Annotated in this window: 21 protein-coding genes and 1 pseudogene; 14 read left to right on the top strand and 8 right to left on the bottom strand. The window is 25.9% G+C overall.

The window, feature by feature from the left end; genetic code table 11:
• The first annotated feature begins 10 nt into the window (after nt 1-10).
• From CSUB8523_RS05205 to CSUB8523_RS05190, 4 genes are all read left to right on the top strand, one after another.
• The gene (locus CSUB8523_RS05205; protein ID WP_043019844.1) at nt 11-1,294 is read left to right on the top strand and encodes a hypothetical protein; all 1,284 of its coding nucleotides are present in this window, start codon (nt 11-13) and stop codon (nt 1,292-1,294) included.
• Nucleotides 1,295-1,380: 86 nt separating this feature from the next.
• On the top strand, nt 1,381-2,676 hold the full coding sequence (locus CSUB8523_RS05200) for a hypothetical protein (protein ID WP_043019843.1): 1,296 nt from the start codon (nt 1,381-1,383) through the stop codon (nt 2,674-2,676).
• A gap of 86 nt (nt 2,677-2,762) precedes the next feature.
• Nucleotides 2,763-3,377 (top strand): hypothetical protein, encoded by a 615-nt coding sequence (locus CSUB8523_RS05195; RefSeq protein ID WP_235362526.1) that lies wholly within the window; start codon nt 2,763-2,765, stop codon nt 3,375-3,377.
• A gap of 1,006 nt (nt 3,378-4,383) precedes the next feature.
• Nucleotides 4,384-5,514, top strand: a complete 1,131-nt coding sequence (locus CSUB8523_RS05190) for a tyrosine-type recombinase/integrase (RefSeq protein WP_043019842.1) — start codon at nt 4,384-4,386, stop codon at nt 5,512-5,514.
• A gap of 45 nt (nt 5,515-5,559) precedes the next feature.
• Here CSUB8523_RS05190 and CSUB8523_RS05185 read toward each other — a convergent pair whose 3' ends face one another.
• Both CSUB8523_RS05185 and CSUB8523_RS05180 read right to left on the bottom strand, forming a co-directional pair.
• On the bottom strand, nt 5,560-5,838 hold the full coding sequence (locus tag CSUB8523_RS05185; protein ID WP_167333027.1) for a helix-turn-helix domain-containing protein: 279 nt from the start codon (nt 5,836-5,838) through the stop codon (nt 5,560-5,562).
• A complete protein-coding gene (locus CSUB8523_RS05180; RefSeq protein WP_043019841.1) occupies nt 5,838-6,761 on the bottom strand; it encodes an AAA domain protein in 924 nt (307 codons plus the stop codon). Before CSUB8523_RS05180 ends, CSUB8523_RS05185 begins: the two co-directional genes overlap by 1 nt.
• Before the next feature lie 116 nt (nt 6,762-6,877).
• On the opposite strand from CSUB8523_RS05180, the gene CSUB8523_RS05175 reads away from it, so the two are divergent.
• From CSUB8523_RS05175 to CSUB8523_RS10625, 5 genes are all read left to right on the top strand, one after another.
• Entirely contained in the window at nt 6,878-7,570 is a 693-nt protein-coding gene (locus CSUB8523_RS05175) for a helix-turn-helix domain-containing protein (RefSeq protein ID WP_043019840.1), read from the top strand.
• A 238-nt stretch (nt 7,571-7,808) separates the two neighbouring features.
• Nucleotides 7,809-8,030, top strand: coding sequence for a hypothetical protein (locus CSUB8523_RS05170; RefSeq protein ID WP_043019839.1), 222 nt, complete (start codon nt 7,809-7,811; stop codon nt 8,028-8,030).
• Nucleotides 8,020-8,289: a type II toxin-antitoxin system RelE/ParE family toxin gene (locus tag CSUB8523_RS05165; RefSeq protein WP_002789000.1), complete on the top strand. Its 270-nt coding sequence runs from the start codon at nt 8,020-8,022 to the stop codon at nt 8,287-8,289. The genes CSUB8523_RS05170 and CSUB8523_RS05165 overlap by 11 nt, the downstream gene beginning before the upstream one ends.
• A gap of 92 nt (nt 8,290-8,381) precedes the next feature.
• The gene (locus CSUB8523_RS10105; RefSeq protein ID WP_043019838.1) at nt 8,382-8,717 is read left to right on the top strand and encodes a hypothetical protein; all 336 of its coding nucleotides are present in this window, start codon (nt 8,382-8,384) and stop codon (nt 8,715-8,717) included.
• A gap of 207 nt (nt 8,718-8,924) precedes the next feature.
• Entirely contained in the window at nt 8,925-9,092 is a 168-nt protein-coding gene (locus CSUB8523_RS10625; protein WP_158336971.1) for a hypothetical protein, read from the top strand.
• 75 nt (nt 9,093-9,167) lie between these two features.
• Here CSUB8523_RS10625 and CSUB8523_RS05155 read toward each other — a convergent pair whose 3' ends face one another.
• From CSUB8523_RS05155 to CSUB8523_RS10405, 3 genes are all read right to left on the bottom strand, one after another.
• On the bottom strand, nt 9,168-9,626 hold the full coding sequence (locus tag CSUB8523_RS05155) for a hypothetical protein (protein ID WP_069107230.1): 459 nt from the start codon (nt 9,624-9,626) through the stop codon (nt 9,168-9,170).
• A 166-nt stretch (nt 9,627-9,792) separates the two neighbouring features.
• On the bottom strand, nt 9,793-9,999 hold the full coding sequence (locus tag CSUB8523_RS10410; protein ID WP_052243676.1) for a hypothetical protein: 207 nt from the start codon (nt 9,997-9,999) through the stop codon (nt 9,793-9,795).
• A 4-nt stretch (nt 10,000-10,003) separates the two neighbouring features.
• Nucleotides 10,004-10,213: a recombinase RecT gene (locus tag CSUB8523_RS10405; protein ID WP_052243675.1), complete on the bottom strand. Its 210-nt coding sequence runs from the start codon at nt 10,211-10,213 to the stop codon at nt 10,004-10,006.
• Nucleotides 10,214-10,779: 566 nt separating this feature from the next.
• On the opposite strand from CSUB8523_RS10405, the gene CSUB8523_RS10180 reads away from it, so the two are divergent.
• Complete coding sequence (locus CSUB8523_RS10180; protein ID WP_167333026.1) at nt 10,780-10,923, top strand: hypothetical protein; 144 nt, start codon at nt 10,780-10,782, stop codon at nt 10,921-10,923.
• A gap of 147 nt (nt 10,924-11,070) precedes the next feature.
• Here CSUB8523_RS10180 and CSUB8523_RS05145 read toward each other — a convergent pair whose 3' ends face one another.
• Nucleotides 11,071-11,640, bottom strand: coding sequence for an RloB domain-containing protein (locus CSUB8523_RS05145; protein ID WP_235362577.1), 570 nt, complete (start codon nt 11,638-11,640; stop codon nt 11,071-11,073).
• 23 nt (nt 11,641-11,663) lie between these two features.
• Nucleotides 11,664-12,806, bottom strand: a complete 1,143-nt coding sequence (locus CSUB8523_RS05140) for an AAA family ATPase (protein WP_043019836.1) — start codon at nt 12,804-12,806, stop codon at nt 11,664-11,666.
• 557 nt (nt 12,807-13,363) lie between these two features.
• Here CSUB8523_RS05140 and CSUB8523_RS05135 point away from each other — a divergent pair.
• Nucleotides 13,364-17,296 (top strand): annotated as a pseudogene (locus tag CSUB8523_RS05135) (DEAD/DEAH box helicase family protein); the annotation flags it as partial.
• Between the two features lie 151 nt (nt 17,297-17,447).
• Nucleotides 17,448-18,041, top strand: coding sequence for a hypothetical protein (locus CSUB8523_RS05130; RefSeq protein WP_039663980.1), 594 nt, complete (start codon nt 17,448-17,450; stop codon nt 18,039-18,041).
• A gap of 22 nt (nt 18,042-18,063) precedes the next feature.
• Here the strand turns inward: CSUB8523_RS05130 and CSUB8523_RS05125 are convergent, their stop codons facing one another.
• Complete coding sequence (locus CSUB8523_RS05125) at nt 18,064-18,696, bottom strand: LexA family transcriptional regulator (RefSeq protein WP_039663978.1); 633 nt, start codon at nt 18,694-18,696, stop codon at nt 18,064-18,066.
• Between the two features lie 144 nt (nt 18,697-18,840).
• Here CSUB8523_RS05125 and CSUB8523_RS05120 point away from each other — a divergent pair, with 144 nt between their 5' ends.
• Nucleotides 18,841-19,041 (top strand): Mu phage-associated protein, encoded by a 201-nt coding sequence (locus tag CSUB8523_RS05120; RefSeq protein ID WP_039663976.1) that lies wholly within the window; start codon nt 18,841-18,843, stop codon nt 19,039-19,041.
• A 1-nt stretch (nt 19,042) separates the two neighbouring features.
• Nucleotides 19,043-21,103, top strand: a complete 2,061-nt coding sequence (locus CSUB8523_RS05115) for a DDE-type integrase/transposase/recombinase (protein ID WP_043019834.1) — start codon at nt 19,043-19,045, stop codon at nt 21,101-21,103.
• The last annotated feature ends 56 nt before the right edge of the window (nt 21,104-21,159 follow it).

Below are 21,159 nucleotides of genomic sequence, written 5' to 3'. Positions count from 1 at the left end.
AGGATAAACAATGAGTGAAACTTATGAGATTTATACACCACATGGTTCTATATTAGATGTTAATAAAAAAACCAATGAAATATATTTTGACAAAAGTTCCAAGCCCACAGGTAAATACACCCAAGAATATTCTAAAGCGGTTTTTGAAGCTGATCGTATATTAAAAAACTCCCCCTATAAAGACTATCAACCCAGATATTTAGATCCTAATCTTTACACAGGGCAAAGTTCTACTTTGCTTGAGTTTAAAGATTGGCAAAGTATTTATTTAAAAGATCCTATAAAAGGAGCTATAGCTCCTTGGACTAAAGCAGAAAAAGCTTATTATAAATCTTTAAAAACTAAAAGAGAAAGATATAAGTATTTAGTTATAAGAAGTGGATTAAGAAGTACTGTTATAGATATACCTTATGAAGCTTATACCAATGTAGATGAAAAAGGAAATTTAATCAATGAAGATTATAAAGAACTTTATAAAAAAGTAGAAAGCAATAGAGGCTTAGCTCATTTAAGTAATGGATATTTATTTATGAGTGAATGGGAATTGGCAGCAGGGATACTAGGAGATATAAAAGGCTTTGCAAAAGGTGGAGGAGGATTATGGAAAACAGGATTTACCACTAGAGCTTATCAAGCATTATTTCTAGCAGCACAACTAGGACATCAACCTTCTTTAGAACACCAACTTAGCACTTATTCTTCTTCTGTAGCCTTAGCAGGTGGAGGCCATACTAATGCTTTAAGAGAGAAAATGCTAAAAGATTTTTCTAAAAATCCTCCTTATGATGAATTTGGTATGCTTCCTTTCTTAGATGAACTTATAGGAGTGGATTGGATTATTGATTTAACAGAATATGAATTTGCAGATGATGCTGATGGTAAAGCTATTAGATCTTTAGATGATGATGTTTTAAAAGGCAAATTAAAAGATCCAAGGGATATAGATTCTACTCCAGAGAGTAGGAAAGAGTTTAATCGTGAAATGTGGGCATATCGTAGAGGTGCTGTTGCATTTTACAATACAGATATTCCCAATGATTGGACTAAAAAAGAAGCAAAACTATATATGAATTCTCTTATTTTAGAAGCTAAACTCGCAGCCCTAACTCCACCTCAAGGCTATCCTAATGCACCTTATTATTGGATTCCAGAGCATTTAGAATATGTTTATAAAAAACACAAACTAGACAAACTCCTTGATCCAAGAATTCCTGCCATATATAGATATAATTTCCCAGAGGATTTAAGAGCTAAAATACAAGCTTATGCTAAAGAACATAACATAAAAGAGTAAAAATAATGAATTTCATAACTACACTAGCCACTACTATCATTATGAAAAATGGTTTATGTATAGGTTAATTAAAGAAAGGATAAACAATGAGTGATAATAATAAAGATATTTATATAATATACGCTCCTAATGGAAGAGGGGTAGAGGTGGATAAAAAGACAAATAAAATATATTTTTCAGAAAATATTAAGCCCACAGGCAAATACACCCAAGAATATTCTAAAGCTTTGTTTGAAGCACACAATATCAAACAAAACTCCCCCTATAAAGACTATCAACCCAGATATTTAGATCCTAATCTTTACACAGGACAAAGTTCTACTTTGCTTGAGTTTAAAGATTGGCAAAGTATTTATTTAAAAGATCCTATAAAAGGAGCTATAGCTCCTTGGACTAAAGCAGAAAAAGCTTATTATAAATCTTTAAAAACTAAAAGAGAAAGATATAAGTATTTAGTCATTAGAAGTGGATTAAGAAGTACTGTTATAGATATACCTTATGAAGCTTATACCAATGTAGATGAAAAAGGAAATTTAATCAATGAAGATTATAAAGAACTTTATAAAAAAGTAGAAAGCAATAGAGGCTTAGCTCATTTAAGTAATGGATATTTATTTATGAGTGAATGGGAATTGGCAGCAGGGATACTAGGAGATATAAAAGGCTTTGCAAAAGGTGGAGGAGGATTATGGAAAACAGGATTTACCACTAGAGCTTATCAAGCATTATTTCTAGCAGCACAACTAGGACATCAACCTTCTTTAGAACACCAACTTAGCACTTATTCTTCTTCTGTAGCCTTAGCAGGTGGAGGCCATACTAATGCTTTAAGAGAGAAAATGCTAAAAGATTTTTCTAAAAATCCTCCTTATGATGAATTTGGTATGCTTCCTTTCTTAGATGAACTTATAGGAGTGGATTGGATTATTGATGTGAATAAATATAGAATAACACATGATGAAACAGGTAGAATTATCAGAGCTTTAGATGATGATGTTTTAAAAGGTAAATTAAAAGATCCAAGGGATATAGATTCTACTCCAGAGAGTAGGTGGGAATTTGATCAAAAAATGTATGCTTATAGAAATGGAATGAAAACTAATTATGATGTAGATATTAGAAATGAAAGAAGTGAAAATTCGGCAAAATTAACCATGAAATCCATGATACTAGAAGCCAAACTAGCAGCCCTAACTCCACCTCAAGGCTATCCTAATGCACCAAGATATTTTACCCCCGAAAAACTAGAATGGTATTATAAAAGACATAAACTTGATAGACTCCTTGATCCAAGAATTCCTGCCATATATAGATATAATTTCCCAGAGGATTTAAGAGCTAAAATACAAGCTTATGCTAAAGAACATAACATAAAAGAGTAAAAATAATGAATTTCATAACTACACTAGCCACTACTATCATTATGAAAAATGGTTTATGTATAGGCTAATTAAAGAAAGGAAAAACAATGCAAAAAATACTTCAAATTGATTTAGAAAAAAGAAAAGCTTTAGAGAATTTAAAAAATTTAAGCTTATTGGGTTTTGGTGGGGTTATGTTGTTTAATCTAAATAAAGATAATTTGATTAAAGATAATGATATTTTTTCTATGTATAATATGAATCATTTTTTGCAACTTAGTTTAGATCAATTTTACATACCTAATGCTTTTTTAAATATTTTAGAATTTTTACATATTAAAAAGCATACTAATATAAAAGAATCTTTTTATATCAATATCTTAATCAATAGTGATACATATTATAAAAACCCTTTATTACAATATAACATTAATAGAGTAATTTCTAAAGATGACAACACTATTTATGCTTTGGAAAATCTTTCTAGAATAAATCAAGCTTTTAAAAACTTAAAAGAATTACAAGAAGCATTATTAAAAGAAAATATATTTTTAAATTTTATAGATTTAAATAGTAAAGAAAGCCTTTTAAGTTTTTATAATCAAATATTAAGTAATCATCATCTTAAAACTTATTTGTATATAAAAGATAATCAATTCTTGATTAAAGAAGATATAAAAATAAAATCGTATTTAATAATATCAATTCTTCTTCTATTATAAGTAGTTATCTTAGACTATTAAATGATTTTAATACTTTAAGTAAGATAGAACTTGTAAATATATTAGAGAGTTTAAGTTTATACAATCTTTCAATTTTAATACAAACTATACAATCAAAAAATGCATATGACTCAAAAGGCTTTAAACAAGATAGTATCTTTTTGTCTAATATGATTATGAATGTGAGGTTGAAGTAAGGAAGGTAGAAAGTAGTAAGTGTGTGGTTTATTAATCAAAATAAAAACTTTGCAATTGATTTGAAAAAAATAACAGGGTTTTTATATAGGCAATTTTTAAAGAGTTTGGGTAGATATATACTTTAAAACAAGGTTTTACAAACCCAAATTCACAAAATGAAGTTTTTATGATGATGTTAAATCAACATTCTTGGGTAATATAAAGGCTTATGTTAATCTAGATATAAATTTAAATAAAATTTGTCAAGAAGTTTTTATAAAGAGTATGTATTTTTAAAAAGATATTTTTAAACCAAATTTTTACTGTGACAATAAGGAAAATAAAACTTAAAAATGAAAGTTTGATTATCAAAGTTCCTAGTGATTTCATCAAAGTTTTAGAAAATATTATAAAGTATGATAATAACTCACATAGTATAACAAGTTTTACCTATGAAAAAGATTTATACCTAATAAATTTAGATGTGTAAAAATAAATCATGATTGTATGTGTATAAAAAATAAAAAGTCGTTTTTTGAAATATGGTGCCCGAGGTCGGACTCGAACCGACACAAGGTTGCCCTTACCAGATTTTGAGCCTAATGCGTTTTGTTATCATTTTTTATCAAAGTATTGAAAAATAGGTATTTTGTTGTTTAAGTTTATCTTAAAAATAGTATTATTTTATACCATTTTGAGAAAAAAACCGCTACCAAAACCGCTACCACTAAAATCCATTTGAGATACTATTTTTAGTATATTTTTAATTTTATATTATGTAAAAAATAATAAAATTTTCTGCGTAAATTAAAAGCAAAAAAGGAATATCTTGAAAAATCTAGTAAAAATAAAAGAATATAAGGGTATATATTTTATAGACAAAGATAAGAAATTGGAGGATATAAAAGAAATTAGCTTAGTAGAATTACATAGAAGATTAACTATACCATACGAATTAGCTATAAGATATTATGAAGGAAAAAAATCAAGTTATGAGATATTTCCTATTTTAAATAACACCCAGACCCTTAAAAAGAATTGTGAGTTAATTGCCTTGCAAAGAATTAATGGAAAATTTGCAAAGAAATTTAAAATTAAAGAACCTAAACTAAATGAAGTGTTTGAAGAATGGATTAGTATGCGAAAAAATACTATTTCTAAAAAACATTACGAGGTAACCATATTTTCATATAATGCACATATAAAAGATGTTATAGGAAACATCAAAATAAAACAAGTCAAATTAAAAGATATGCAAAATATTGTCAATAAAATGATTGATCAAGGTAAATCTCCAAGAACAACAAAAACAATAAAAGATATACTTTCTCCAGTATTTGAATTTGCTATTAAAAATGATTATATAGAAAAAAATATAGCAAGAGAAATAGAGATACAAAAATTTGACAACAAAAGATATTTTACTATTGATGATGAGGATAGAAATGCTCTTTATAAAGCTATTATAAATTATGAAAATTTAATGATAAGAGCTATGTTTATATTTCTTTTACATGGAAGAAGAAAAAGTGAAGTTCTTACATTAAAATGGGATAATATTGACTTTGCTAATAAAATTTATTTTTTACCTTCAAGCCAAAACAAATCAAGGAAAAACTTACAATTTCCGTTAAGTTCTTTACAAATAGAAGCTTTAAAAAGCATTGGAGTAAAAAATAAAGGATATATTTTTATTAAAGAAGATGGAAACCCTTATAAAGATATAAGATGGCATTGGGATAAAATAAATCAAAAATTAAAAACTCCTATTAGATTGCATGACTTAAGACATTTAATAGGATATATAGGTATTAATATGGGTATATCTTTAGAAGCTATTGGAGAAACATTAGGACATTCAAGCATAGGAGTTACAAAAAGATATGCAAATATTAAAAATGAAACTATTAATAATACTTTAAATGCTATTTTTAGTAATTTTAAAACTGAAAAACACTAATTTACAATGGTTTTTTAGGTTTTTCGGTTTTTTAGTTAAGTGTGATTAAAATTTTAAACTATTTTTAGAGCTATTAAGTTTTAAATATTCATCAAGATCATCTTTTTTAAAAACAAGTTTTTTACCAATTTTACAAAAAGGAACTTTTCCTAAATTACAATCCTTGTAAAGTTTTGAAGTACTTATTTTTAAATAATTTGAAGCCTGTTGTACATTTAAATTTTCATCAGTTTTATTCTTGATTAATTCATTTTCTTTTAAAATCTTTTTAAAAATATCTTCAAGATCACTAGCTTTGCAAATTACTATATTATCCATATCCATTATTTTTCCTCATTTTTTAAGTAATAATAAATCGAATTGTTATCAAAACGATCTTTGAGCATGCACCATTTTCCTTTTTTTGCATATTCTTGCAAAAGTTTTCTTGCCTTTTCACGACCAACATATCTTTTGCAATTTCTTAAGACTAGGTTGATTAATTCATTTTGCTTAAAACGACCCATCTTTAAAATCTCTAAAACAGTTTTTATAAACTCTATCTCATAAGAACTCATCTCAACACTATCAAATTCCATTCTTTCTAAATTGCTAAAATTTAAAACTTTGAATGCTATTTTTTCAAGTATAAATCTTCCAAGTTTTTCTGGTCTTAACAAAATAGAATTCATCTCTTCAGTGTATTCACATCTATAGCTAAAATCAGCATAATCAACAATTTGATGACTATCAGAAAAAACTCCGCTTTTATTTAAATGATGAATAAAAAGCACAGTCCCACCTTTTTTTCGAATTATTTTCTCTTTTGAAAATAAATAATTTGGATCAATAAATCTTCCTATTTTTCTAGTGACACAATTTAAAGAATCAACAATTATAAATACATTGAATTTCTCTTGAATTTTTATTATTTCGTCGCATATGTTTTCAAAATATATGAATTTTTTATCAGAGCATGTTAAATCTATTACAAAAAAACGGTTGGTAAAATTTTCAAGAAGATTTGCGAAACCATATTTTTTTAAACTCGAAAGTCCCATATCTGCATTTATATAAAACACTCTAATTTCATTATCTTTCTTTAAAATTTCCTTGCAAAAATACAAACAAACACTTGTCTTTCCACTACCACTACTACCATAAAGCAAACCCAAAGATTCTTTCGGTATCAAATCTTTTAAGAGCCATGATTCTTGACAAGATTGAAAATTTTCCAATTTCAATGAAAATTTTTTTATGTTTTCCATCTTATAATCCTTTTTTAGAATTATAAATTCTTTAATTTAAAATAATATAAATTTTTATTTTATTTTTAACAAAAATATTTTAATATTTTAATAATTTTATATAGGATAATTCTATTATGATAAAAGAAAATATTAAGTTTTTAAGAAAACAACGCAAATTAACACAACAAGAGTTGGGCGAAATTTTAAATGTAGGACAAAAAACAGTAAGTATGTGGGAAAAAGGAAATAACAATATTACACTTCCTACAATACTAAAAATATGCGAATATTTTCAAATTAGTCCAAATGAGCTACTAGCAAATAATTTAGCGGATATGGAATTACATAGAAATCTTAGAAATTACAATAGACTTACACATGAATTACAGCTAAAAAATGGCTTAAATGATTTTTTAAAATCAAACATTGTAAATATGCAACTTCAAAAAATATCTAAACATATTCGTTCTCTCAAAGGTGTAGGATTTATAGAGAAATTAAGTGAAAGCTGGAGTGGAAATGGAGAGAAAATGCTTTTAATTCTTCTCTTGTTTATTAAACACTTAAACAAGATAGAATTAAGCCACACAACAATGAGTAAAAAAGATTTTATAAACATGTTAAAGAAATTTAAAATTTCTTTAAAAAATATCAAATTATACTCTTTAATTTTAAGTGAAAAAGACAAAATAAATACCATAGAGTGGGTAGAAAACAACTTAGATGAGATCGATGTAAATGCTTTATTTATTGATTTAAGGAAAGATGTTGAAAAAATAATTATAAATGAGCTTAATTCGTTTAATTATTTAATTTTTAAGGATTAAAACAGATAATATTTGCTGGTTGTTATTTACCAGCTAAAATTTTGCAACAGAATATGAAATCATTCTGTACAAAGATTTGTTAGTTTTTAAAATAACCGTTTTTGCTATTCTTTAATTCTTTATATTGTATTTTAATTGTTTTATTTATGTAATTTTACATAAATAAAAAGTTTTTCAAATTTACAACAAAATCCTTTATGCTATAATAAAAAATAAAATTATATAAGAAAGGATGTAGATGTCTATAAAAATTGAAATTAGTGGATTTGATAAGGATTTTTTGCCTGTTTTTGAGAGTTTGGCTAAAAGCCTAAGAGCTACTTATTGTTTATTAGAGTATGATATCCCAGATGAGAAAAAACAAAGTTCTATGAAAAAAGCTTTAGAAGAAATGAAAAATGGAGAGTATGAAACTTTTAAAAACTTTGATGAGTATAAAAAGGCTATGCGTGAAATATGAAATTAGAGTTTTAAAAGAATACAAGAAAAATTACAAGAAGCTAACACTAAAAGAAAAAGATTTGGTAGATGAAATAGTTTATCGCTTATCTAACAATGAAACTCTTGAAAGAAAATACAAAGATCATAAACTAAAAGGTGAATTTAAAGAGCTTAGAGAGTGTCATGTAAAACCTGATTTGCTCTTAATTTATCAAAAACAAGATGATAAGCTTATTTTAACCTGTATTAATATAGGTTCTCATAGTGAGTTGTTTTAAATAATTGAAGTTAAATTAATCAAGTTAATAAAAATCCATAACTACACATTAAGTCATTTATATCACTATAAAAATAAAAAAAGGAAAACACTATGGAAAAATTATCCCAAGAAGAAATACAAAAAGCTATGAGAGAATGTGTAGTAAGTTCTTATACTTATGATCCAGCTAATCCTAATGGTTATTCTCAAGATTTATTTGATGTAGAAAATGAAGTTTTTGCTAAAGATTATGAATTTATAGAAAAATGTGGTTTAGATGATATGGTAAAACACAAAGAAAGTGGTTATGTTTTTAAAGTTTTTTACAAACAAGATCACAAAGTTAGACTTCTTAGAGTTAGCAATATACAAACAATGAATAGTTTTGAAAGCTATAGGGGTATAATGGCAAAAATAATAGGTTTTAAGCCAGAAGATCAAGAGTGATAAAAGCAAACGGTTTTTAAGAAGTTTAGTGAATTTTTAGAAGAACATCATATTTTTCCTATAAATTCTAATATAGGAAAAGAGATATCTAAAAATTTTATCTCATCTAATGATAATATAATTAATAATATAGCAAATATAGCACTTATTACAAAAGAATCTAATAATAAAATCAATAATAAAAATCTAAGCACATATATAAAAGAGTTGCTAAATAAAAAAATACAAGATAATCAACAAGAACAATTTTTTAAAGATTTAGAAACACATTTTATAACAAAAGATATGGTTAAATATTTATTAAATGATGATTTTGAGAATTTTATTATTAGTCGAACAGCTTTAATTTATGATTATATGAAAAACATTACTTAAATTCATAGGATAACTATATTATCCTAACTATAAAATTGTATATCAACAAGATATAGTAAAAACTTTAAATAATTTTTATTTTAAGCTTTCTAGCATAAAATTCATCATAATCCAAACGCTTGAAAGTATAGTTACTGTAGTTGCTACTGCAGTACCTAAAAGCCAATAAAGTGCTTTTTGCTTAGCGCTAGAAATTTGTTCTGAGAATTCAGTTTTAACTTCAGCTATTTCAGTTTTAATTTCAGCTATTTTGGTGTTAATAATTCCTTCTAGTCTTGCAACTTCAGAATAAATTAAACTTTCCAATCTTTTAATCTCTGATTGAAATAAATCTTTACTTACAAGCTCTTGTCTTATTTCTTCTATAGTTTGATTTTTAAGATTTTCAAAATTCAATCTTTGAGTAGTTGCTCTACCATTAACAAGTTCTTCAAAAGCTTTAATTAATTTTTGTGATTGTTCAGGATTAGAAAAAATACTTTCTAATAAAGCTTTAAAACTTTCATTAAGTATATACTCTTTTTCCTGAGCCATAATATTTCCTTGTATATTTATCCTTTATCATTATAACACAATTTGTGATAGGTTATTTATTTTATATATCAAGCTTTTGTGTTTAACTTATATTAAGCTGTTTTATATTTTATACTAGATTGTAGGCATTTCCAATGTTTTTTGCACATATTCACTATATGCAACTTCAACTATAAAAGGTTTGTTTTGTATCAGTTTTATAAACCTCACAAATTGCAACCAAATCTTGAGCGTATTGCCATTGATTATTTACTAATTTTGGATAGTTTTTAATCTCACTATAAGAACGAATATCACCAAATTTTCCGCTTTTATGAACAATAACTAAAAAGCCATCTCTACCAACTAAAGGTTCTATTTTTTCAACCCACACATCTTTACCATTTTTTTGTAACTTTTGCCCTATGAGGAACAAAAAATACTTGGCGTAAGAAAGGATCTAGACCATATTTAGTTGCAACACTAAGACAATATTCCATTTCTGTTTTATTGATCTTAGTTTCAGCAGGGAAGAAATGTTTTTTAATTAGAGCGATTCTTTCTTTGTTTAATTCTGTATTTTGATTTGTATTTGTTATTGCTGACATGTTTTTCCTTTTTTTTTGATTTGATAATAAAAAAGGAATAGAAAATTCCCTAAAGTGGGAATATCTATTCTCACCTAAGGGTTGAAATATTAAAAAATCGATTAATTTTTATTGTTATCGGTTTTTTTATCTTTATCAAAGTCATAAAATGTCACAAATATGCCAACTGCTATTGCAAAGGCTAATACAATATATTGTCCCATTTTATTTCCTTTTTTTGTTATATAAATTATTAAATTAATATATTATCCAATCAACTTTAAAAATACAATATTATTTTTTTTAATTATAATATTTCCAAAGATCTAGCTTTTATCAACTTTGTATTATATCCATAGTTGTTTTGTTGATATTTTTGATATTTGCGAAATCTACAAATTTCTACTAAGAATAGTTTAAATAATATATTTACAAAAAAAATTATTTATAAGTTATAAAGTCTATTTTTGATATATTCTTTATATTATTAGCTTAGGATTTTTAATGGGTGTAAGCGAAACTATTTTTGAAATTATCTTAGAAAAATTAAAATAAGTAAAATTAAATAATAAAACAAAAGGATAGGCATGTTTAAAAACGAAGAATATATAAAACAGAGAAAAGTATTATGGATAAAAAGTTTTGAAGCTTTTAAAGATGATGAAGAATTCCACAAAGAACAATTAGAACTTGCTGAAGCAGGAATAAATGATGAATTTGAGGAAGATTAATTATATAAATTAATCCAAAATTGTAAAAATAAGACAAAACAAACTATTTAAATTGTTTTAGCTAAAAAAACCAATTTTAGATATTATTGATTAATCTGTATATAATCACAATATAAAAAAAGAAGTAGGGCTTTTTATAATATTATTTTAAATACCATTATATTGTTCTAATAATTTTCTAAAATAATATAGATTACTTTGAGTTAGATTATTTAGTGAATTTTTATCAATCTCACGCTGGTCATTGCAAAAAACAGCGATATTGCAAAAATACTTTTCAGCATTTTCTATACATCCACCTTTATTTAATATTTGAGAATATAAATCGTTAGTAGATGATTTAAAATTCTTACTATCGCTATATCCTAATTTTTTATAAAAATTTGTTTTGTTATTTTTACTATTATCTACAAAATGAAATCTAAGCCAATCTTCAAAATCATCAAGAGTAAGAAATAAATGCTTGTCTTTTGAATTTTTTATATGTTTTATAAGTTTTTCTAAAATTTTTAACTTATTAGTATCACTTTTTGCTCTATCTAGATCCATTACAATAATAAGCTTATCAATATAAGGTGCTTTTTCTATTTTATAAAGAATGTTTTTATATGAATTATTATTTTTTAAATTTTTTACATCTATTTTAACATTATCATAATTTAGATATTTAAAAAGAGAATTAAAATAATCTTCTTCTGTTTTACCTTCACACCAAATCTGTAATACTGGGTTTTGTTTTTTTATTCATCATAAAGCCCTTTTAAATAATCAATATATGCTTTTTTCTTTTCGCTTCTAATATCATAATCGTAGTAAGTTCTTATCTTACTCTCTAGGTATTGATCTTTTTGAATTAAAAATATTTGTTGTGAATTTAAAAAACTAACATCAAATAATAAAACATTATGAGATGAAACAATTAATTGTCCATTATGATTTTCCTCTGTATTAATAAGATTGTTAAATATAAGTATTAGCGCCAAAGTGCTTATTGAAGAATCTAATTCATCAATAAAAACAATTTTTCCTTCCTTGATAATTTGGGTTATTTTATCTGCAAAATATACTATTTTTTTAATACCTTCTGATTCTATTTGATAATTAAATTTCTTTCCATTGCGAACAAAAAAGATTTCGTATATATTCTTTCCATCTTTTTCATACTTTTTAAACTCAAAATCTTTTATAGTTTTATCTAACAATTGAAAAATTTCCAAAATACTTTCTTTGTGTTCTAAAAAATATTTCTTTTTATTTTCTTCAAATTCAAAATTATATTTTTTTGAATAATTACTATTCATATAAACTTCGATATTGTTTATAAGATTCATAAATATTTCTTTTTGTTTTATGTCAAAATCTTTTAAGAAATAAAATATATTTTCACTAAGATTTCTTGAAAAGAATAACTCTAGCTGTTTATTTTTTTCTTTACTATCAATATTAAAAATAGCCTTATCATTCTCAAATTCATATATAATTTTATTATTTTTCAAAAAAGATTCTTTTAGGATATATTTTTTATCAAACTCTATCGAATATGTAAAAATATCTTTATTGTTATTAGATAACTCAATACTTAATTTTATAGAATTTGAATTTTCATTAAAGGCATTGTCTGTTAAATGCTCTCTTAGGGTATGTGAAAAGCCATATTTAATTATATTTAGTAAAATTTTTACGCCTATAAAAAAGTTAGTTTTTCCGCTAGTATTCTTTCCAAAAAAAACTGCTGATTTCATAGGTTTCCCAGCTTGTGATAAATTAAAATTATACTCATATTTTGTATTTTTTAACTTACTTTTTGGCTTTGCTGTAAAATCAACAATTTGTGTTTCTATTCCAAAAGAATATAGACCAGATATTTCTATTTTTCTTAACATAATGTTTTCCTTTTGTATTATTATAAAGCATTGATAGTTAATATAAACATAAAATATGTTTATATTTAAAAATATATAGTTTTAAAGTCTGTTTTGATATTTTTTATAATATTCACTAAAGAATTAAAGCTATAAAAATGAATTAATAAAAATACATTCTTAATCAAGGTAAAAAATAAACAACTTAGCAAATTTCAATATTGCACTTCATAGGCATATAAAATATTCGTATAAAACTAAATCCACAAAAATATATTTGCTCTTAATGATTTAAATGAAACATTCAATAAATATATTTTGAAATATTGTTAAGAATAAAATAAGTTATTATGAAGCCCTTTGAAATTAATATAATAATTATGGCTTCAAAGAAAACTAAAGCATAAAACTGTATAAGAAGATATCTCTATAAAGAAAACACTACTGATCTAATAAGTTTTCTAGTAGGTATAATATCCATTTATAATTACACAAAATAAAAATACAAAACTTTTATATTTATAAGTTACAAAGTTAATTTTTGATATATTCTTTATATTATTAGCTTAGGAGTTTTAATGAGTGCAAACGAAACTACTTTTGAAATCATCTTAGAAAAATTAAAAAAAGCAAATTTAAACACTAGATCGAAGGGATCTATGTTTGAAAAACTTTCAAAACATCTTTTAAAAGAAAAAGATACAGCAAATATTTATAAAAATATTTATCTTTGGGATGAATGGGATAAAAAAGATGGGCAAGATCGTGGTATAGATCTAATCATTCAAACAAAAGATGATGATTATATTGCAGTTCAATGTAAATTTTATGAAAATTCAAAAGTAGATTTTAAAGATTTAAGTACTTATTTTAGCAAGTTGCAAAGTGGAATAGGGGAGATTAAATTTAGTAAAGGCATTATTATAAGTGCTAGCGATCTCACTCAAAACGCTAAAAAAGAGATGAAACAAATTTTAACACCTATAGAATTGATCACTTTAGAAGATTTTTTAAATTCAAACATAAGTTGGGATAAATTTGATCCAAATAATTCTTTAGAGCTACCAATTACTGCAAAGAAAAAACCAAGAGAACATCAAATACAAGCCATAAATAACACAAAAGAATATTTTGCAAACAAAAATAACACAAGAGGCAAGCTTATCATGGCTTGTGGTACTGGGAAAACTTTTACATCTTTAAAAATTATAGAAGAAATTACTCCTAAAAATTCCATTGTTTTATTTTTAGCTCCTAGTATAGCTTTAGTAGGGCAAACATTTAGAGAATATTGCAAAGAGAAAACTGATGATTTTGTTGCTTCTATTGTATGCTCAGATAGTAAATCAGGTAAAAGCATTGAAGATGATATAGATATTTTAGAATTGCCCATTCCTGCTTCTACTGATACACAAAGCATTAAAAAAGCTTACGATATAGCTAAAAAAGACAACAAAAGATTTATCATCTTTTCTACTTATCAAAGTGTTGAAAAAATCATGCAAGCTCAAAAACAAAACGATCTAGATGAGATTGATCTAATCATTTGCGATGAAGCTCACAGAAGTGTAGGAAATTTATATTCAGGTAAGGAAAAAGATAAACTAAATACTTTTACTCTATGCCATAGTGATGAAAACATCAAAGCCAAAAAAAGAATTTACATGAGTGCTACTCCAAAGATTTATTCTAGTTCTCAAAAAAGCAAAGCTTTGGAAAGTGATAATGAAGTATTTTCTATGGATGATGAAGAAATTTTTGGAGATGAAATTTATAGTATTAATTTTAGAGAAGCAGTTGAAAAAGGCTTACTCACTGATTATAAAGTTATTATTTTAGCTATTAAACAAGAAGGTATTGCAAACATAGCAAATACAGCCATAGCAAAATTAAAAGATGAAAAAAATGTAGATGAAAAATATGTAGATATAGACTTTGTATCTAAAATCATAGGTACGCATAAAGGTTTAGCAAGAAATGATTTAGTTGCTCTTGATGAAAATAACCAAATAGATAATGACTTTTTAGAAGAAATGGATAGTAATATTTCAAGAAGAGTTATAAATTTTTGCAAAAGCATAAGAGATTCTAAAAATATAACCAATTCTTTTAAAATTATTATGCAATGTTATGATGAAGCATTAAAAAAAGATTCTTTTAAAAATCTTGATATAAACATAGATCATGTTGATGGAACTATGAACTCCAATATAAGATTAAATAAACTAAATAATCTTAACTCCCCAAAAGAAAATACTTGTAATATACTAAGCAATGCAAGATGTTTAAGTGAAGGTGTGGATGTACCCGCTTTAGATAGTGTAGTATTTTTTGATGGAAGAAATTCTATGGTAGATATAATCCAATCAGTAGGTAGAGTAATGAGAAAAGCTCCAAATAAAAAAACAGGTTATATCATACTGCCTTTAGCATTAAGCGAGAATGAGCTTTCAAATTTAGATGAGGCTATAAAAAATACCAATTTTTTAAATATATGGAATATCTTAAAAGCCCTAAGAAGTCACGATGATACCTTAGTAGATGAGGCTGTATTTAAAGAAAAGATCAAAATAGCTGTGGCTGATTATGTGGCAGATGAAAGCTCAAATAATACAGATAAAAACTATGAGCCAAGCTTGTTTGATAGCTTTACCTTAAGCGAGCTTGCAAACACGATGTATAATGCCATACCAACTAAGCTTGGCGATAAAGGTTACTGGCAAAGCTTTAGTGCAAAAACAGCTAAAATAGTAGAAAAATTAAACATTAGATTAAATGCTATCTTTAAAGATCATCCTGAAATTTTAGAAGAATTTTTAACTTCCTTAAAAGAAAACATTCACCCAAACATCAAAGAAGATGAAGCCATAGATATGATATGTTCTCACATTATAACTAAACCTATATTTGATGTTTTATTTGATAAAAATATGGATGATAATCCTATAGGAAAAGCTCTTGATGAAGTAAATCAAAAGTTAAATACCTTTGGTTTAGATGATGAAGAAACAAGATCTTTAAAAGCCTTTTATAAAAACGTAGAAGAAAATGTAAAATTAGCAAAAAGTCAAAAAAGCAAACAAGAACTCATTAAAAACTTATACGATACTTTCTTTAGATCAGCTTTTAAAAAACAAGCTGAAAAATTAGGCATAGTTTACACTCCTATACAAGTGGTTGATTTTATACTTCATTCTGTTAATGAGCTTTTAAAAAGACATTTTAATACAGATTTTAACGATGAAAATGTAAAAATCTTTGATCCATTCACTGGCACTGGAAGTTTTATCACAAGATTATTAAGTAAAGAAAATGACTTAATTAGTGATGAAAATTTTAAAAACAAATACGAAAAAGCAATCTTTGCTCAAGATATAATTTTACTTGCTTATTATATAGCACTTATTAATATCACTCAAACTGGTAATGAAAGGATAAACACTTTAGATAAATTTAAAAATATAGCCTTAGCTGATAGTCTTGATTATCTAGATAAAAAAACACAAGATAATGGTTTATTTGCTTTAGAATTTAAAGATTTAGAAGAAAATAAAAAGATCAAAGATTTAATAGCCAATGAAAAAATCAAAGTCATCATAGGTAATCCTCCTTATTCAGCTGGAGCAAATAGTGCAAATGATAATAATGCAAACATTTCTCACCCCAATTTAGAAAAACGCGTCAAAGACACTTATGGCAAAGAATCAAATGCAAATTTAGCTAAAAATACTAGAGATACACTAATCCAAGCTATACGTATGGCAAGCGATAAAATAAAAGATAATGGCATTATAGGTTTTGTAGTAAATGGAGGCTTTATAGATGCAACAAGTGCTGATGGCTTTAGAAAATGCGTAGCTAAAGAATTTAGTGATATTTATATTTTAAATTTAAGAGGAAATACAAGAACTTTTGGAGAAAAAGCTAAACAAGAAGGCGGACAGATATTTAGTTCTGGATCACGTGCAACAGTGGCTATAGTATTTTTCATAAAAGATACAAATGCTAAAACAAATAAAATTCATTATTATGATATAGGAGATTATCTAGATAGACAAACTAAGCTTGATAAATTAGATAATTTTAAAAGTATAATAAATGTGCCTTTTATAAATATAATCCCAAATGAAAAAGGCGATTGGATCAATCAAAGAAGAGATGATTTTGATAAATTAATGCCTTTAAAAAGCGATAAAAATGAATATGGAATTTTTGCTATAAATGCCACAGGCATAGTAACAAATCGTGATAGCTGGGCTTATAATTTTTCTAAAGAAAAGCTTGCAAATTCTATGCAAAAATGCATAGCTACTTACAATGAAGACTTAGCTAAATTTGATCATCAAGCATTTTTAGATAAAAATAAAAATATTAAAAAATCTGAACTTTATAAAGAGCTAAGCGATAATGATATAACCATAGATAATACTAAAATAGCTTGGACTAGAGCTTTAAAAAAAGATTTAATAAATAATGAAAAAATCAAAGATTTTGTCGGCGGAAAAATAAAAAGCAACCATAGAAAAATAAAATGATACTTTTTGGTTACATTTTATTTTTCTTCAAGACTTAATCTTAAATTTTCAATTGCTATTATTTTTTAAATAATCAAACAATATTTTTAGTATAATAAATAAAAACTTTGAATAGGAGCTAATCGATATGCTTAAACACTTATTTGCTTTGATTGCATTTGCAATAATTTTTATTGGTTGTGGCTATAATGAGGACACAAAATTAGAATTATTAAGAAATGATATTTACAAAGAATTTAATGGATTAAGTTATAGAAATGATACAAATTTTCATAAAAATTTAGTTGAATTTTTAGAAGAACATGTGAAAAAAAATAATTTTATAATGGACGAAAAAGAATTTAAGAACTATACAAATTGTATTTACTACAATGTATGGACAAAATCAAATAAAACGACATTGTCTATTCCTTTACAAACATGTGATAATGAATTCAAAAATAATATTTTAATGAACACTCAATATGGAAATCCAAGTTATGTTATGGGTAACAACAGTTTATGGGATGGGGAAAATTCGATTGCTAAGAATATTATAATAAAATCTTTATATATACCTGATAGTTATAATTTTAAAGACTCTCATCATGCAATAAAAGACAATGGAATGCAAATAGCCATTAGAACAAATTATACAGCCAAAAATCAATTTGGCATGTCATTTGAAGGAAGTACTTATATTTTATTTGATCAGTTTGGAAACATGCTATATGCCGAGTAAAAGCAAGATTTTTTTTCTTGTTTTATATAATAGAACGCAGAACCTTTCCTTGTATAATTAACTCAATTTGTGAGTCTTTTAGGTCTATGCTGTAGCTTTTGTAATCCTTATTAACACTAATGATATCCAAAATTTTACTTATTGGATTTAATTGCAAAAGCTTGACCATAAGTTGATTATCAAAATTTAAAATATATAATCCATCTCCTTGATACTCATGTGTTTCTTCAAATACTACCCAGCTATCAGGTAGAAGCATCGGAACCATAGAATATCCATCAACTTTAATAGCTTTTAAATTCTTTGGTGTTGTTTTAAAAAAAGCTTTACTAAGCTCAAGCATTTCTCCAGTTTCATATTCTTCTAATCCTATTAATTCATTACCACCACCAGCAGAAGCTGAAATATTAAGTTTTGGTATAGAATAAAAATTAATTTCTTGTTTATTTATATCTTTAGTTTGTGTATTTTTCTCTTTATCAATGTAAAATTTTTTACTTAATTTGCTTATATTATCAAAATACTTTTTGCTAATAGGTGTTTTGCCTTTTTCTATATTAATAATTTGCTGTCTTGTTAAATTAAGCTCACTACCTAATTGCTCTTGTGTAAGTCCTAATTTTTCTCTTATTTGTTTAAAATCATTTGCGGTCATATATTACCCTTATAAAAAGTAAAATATTTAACATAGTTTATTGACTAATGTAAAATTTTTTACTATAATACTTCAATTAAAATTGAAATTTTATCACAATCAAAAATAAACTTCAATTAAAATTGAAGTATTAAAGGAAAAAATATGATTAAAGCATATTTTGAAAACAACGCTATTAATGTAAAAGCCTTTGCTAGAACACATAATATCAGTTATGATATTTTACATAGAGTTATTAAAGGCGAAATTACAGGTCAAAGAAATACTAAAGGTAGTACAAAAGTTGTATTTGAAAAACTATTAGAGCTTGGTATTATTAACGAGCTTCCACAAGGTTTAAAGTAAAATGTATTTTTTAGAAACCAAAGAAGCTTCGCAAATTTTTAATGTAAGTGAAGGCGCCTTAAGACTTGCAGTAACTAGAAGATCAAATAAATATGAGTGGTTGAAAGTAGATAATGCTAATGGTGGCAGAGGTGGCAAAAAACTACTATTTAAAATAAGTAAAGAGCAGATTTTAACCGCCTTTAACCAAGAATTAATCACTAATGATATTTTGATTTTTAATGAAAAAATGCAAAAAGTAGACTTAAATAATATCATAAGTAATAATACTGAAAATAACACTATTAAAGAAAATAGTTTATGTTTAACAGAGCCAAAAAATAGTGATTTGGCTGTTTTAAATATAAAGTTTGAAAATTTAAGCGATGAAATAAAAAACAATGCCAGAGAAAAGCTTAAAGTTCTAAAACAAGTTGAAAAATATGTTGAAGGCGGATTGAAGCAAAAGAGAGCTTTAGAAATATGCGGCGTTTCTAAGATAGAAATTTTCAGAATTCGCACAGCATATAAAAAACATGGCATTCTAGGTCTTATCGACACTCGCGGACTTCACCGCAAAGATAAAACAAAACTTAGCGCTTGGATACAAGAGTATGCTTTAAGAGAGTATCGCTCCTTTGCAGCAGGTGGATTTAATTTCACTGAACTTTGGTGGAAAATTCACAAAGAGGCTGCACAAAAAGAAAACTATGATTTTATAGGTTTTGATTTAGGAGAGGTAAAACCGCTTTTTAGTGTAAAAACCTTACAAAACTTTATTAAAAACTACTATAAAGATAAACCATTAGAACATTGTATTATCACTCAGGGTTTAGATAAAGCAAAAAGTAAGTTTCTACCTGCACTTGGCAATCAAAGAGAGCTTTATGATATGAAAAATATGTGTTGGCAAATCGATAGCTCTCCAGCTGATTTTATAGTTAGAGATGATGAAACTTTCGAGCCTTTCCGCCCTCATATTTTAAGTGTCGTTGATGTCTTTAGTGGTATGGGAGTAGCTACTTTAGTAAAAAAATCTAACTCTTTAAGCTTAATACGCCTTTTATGGAAAGCTATAGATAAGTTTGGTAAGCCTGATATGATTAAAGGGGATAATGGTAAAGATTATCTTTCAAAAGATTTTCAAAGCTTACTTGATGGTCTTAATATAACTTACGATGCAGCTATTGCTTATGCGGGAGAACAAAAGGCTTTAGTTGAAAGAAGATTTGGAACACTTGGGCATGCTGGTATTTCTTTATTTCATGGAGCAATAGGATCAAATTTAGCTAAAAGAGAAGCTATTGAGCAAAAAACTCCTAAAAAAGAACGACATGCTAAAGATGAATACGGTTTTACTAAAAAGACTAATCAAAAACTACTTCATACCTTTAATGAGGCTTGTGAATTTTTAGAAGCTGAAATAATTAAATGGAATATGTCTAAAGTACGTCGCAAAAAAGGCGTTAAAACTCCACTTGAACTTTGGAACTCATGTGATAGAGCTATGGTAAAAATCTCTTATGAAGAATTTTTATTTAATGCAGGTAATAAGGAACTTAGAGTCGTGGGTAAAAAAGGCGTTAATTTTGAAGGTAGAGTTTATAAAAGTGCCTTAATGCCAAGTGTTGGAACAAAGGTTAAATGCGTGCAAAATATCGATAATATCAAAGAGCTTTTCATCTATGATATGATGGGAAAATTTATTTGCTTAGCACTTGATGAAAGTATCGCTAAACTTAGCAAAGAAAGCTTTAAAATACTTAAAAAAGGCTATGAAAGCGAAGTTAAAGCCATCAAAGAAGTGCTTAAAAAAGATGAAATTGCGGCCTTTACTAAACTTAATATTAAACAAGACTTACAAGATCTACAAGTTGCTTTTGAAAACTCACTTATAAAAGCTAAAGAAGTACAACAAAAATCACTTGCTAAAGAAAATTTAACAACACAAAGAAAACTTGAAAAAATTAAAAACGATACCAGCGCTGATGAGCTTATTTTAAACTCTAAAAAAGAAACTACAAATAATGAAAGCGAATTTGACATGGAAGCTTTTATGGATAGAAAATATTTTGCTGGTTAAAAATTGTTTAAAGCTTGATTAATTCAAGTTTTAAAGAGTTTTTAAAATCTAAAAAC

The organism is Campylobacter subantarcticus LMG 24377 (genome assembly GCF_000816305.1).
Lineage (GTDB): Bacteria > Campylobacterota > Campylobacteria > Campylobacterales > Campylobacteraceae > Campylobacter_D > Campylobacter_D subantarcticus.
This window is presented reverse-complemented; position numbering and strand designations above follow the sequence as displayed.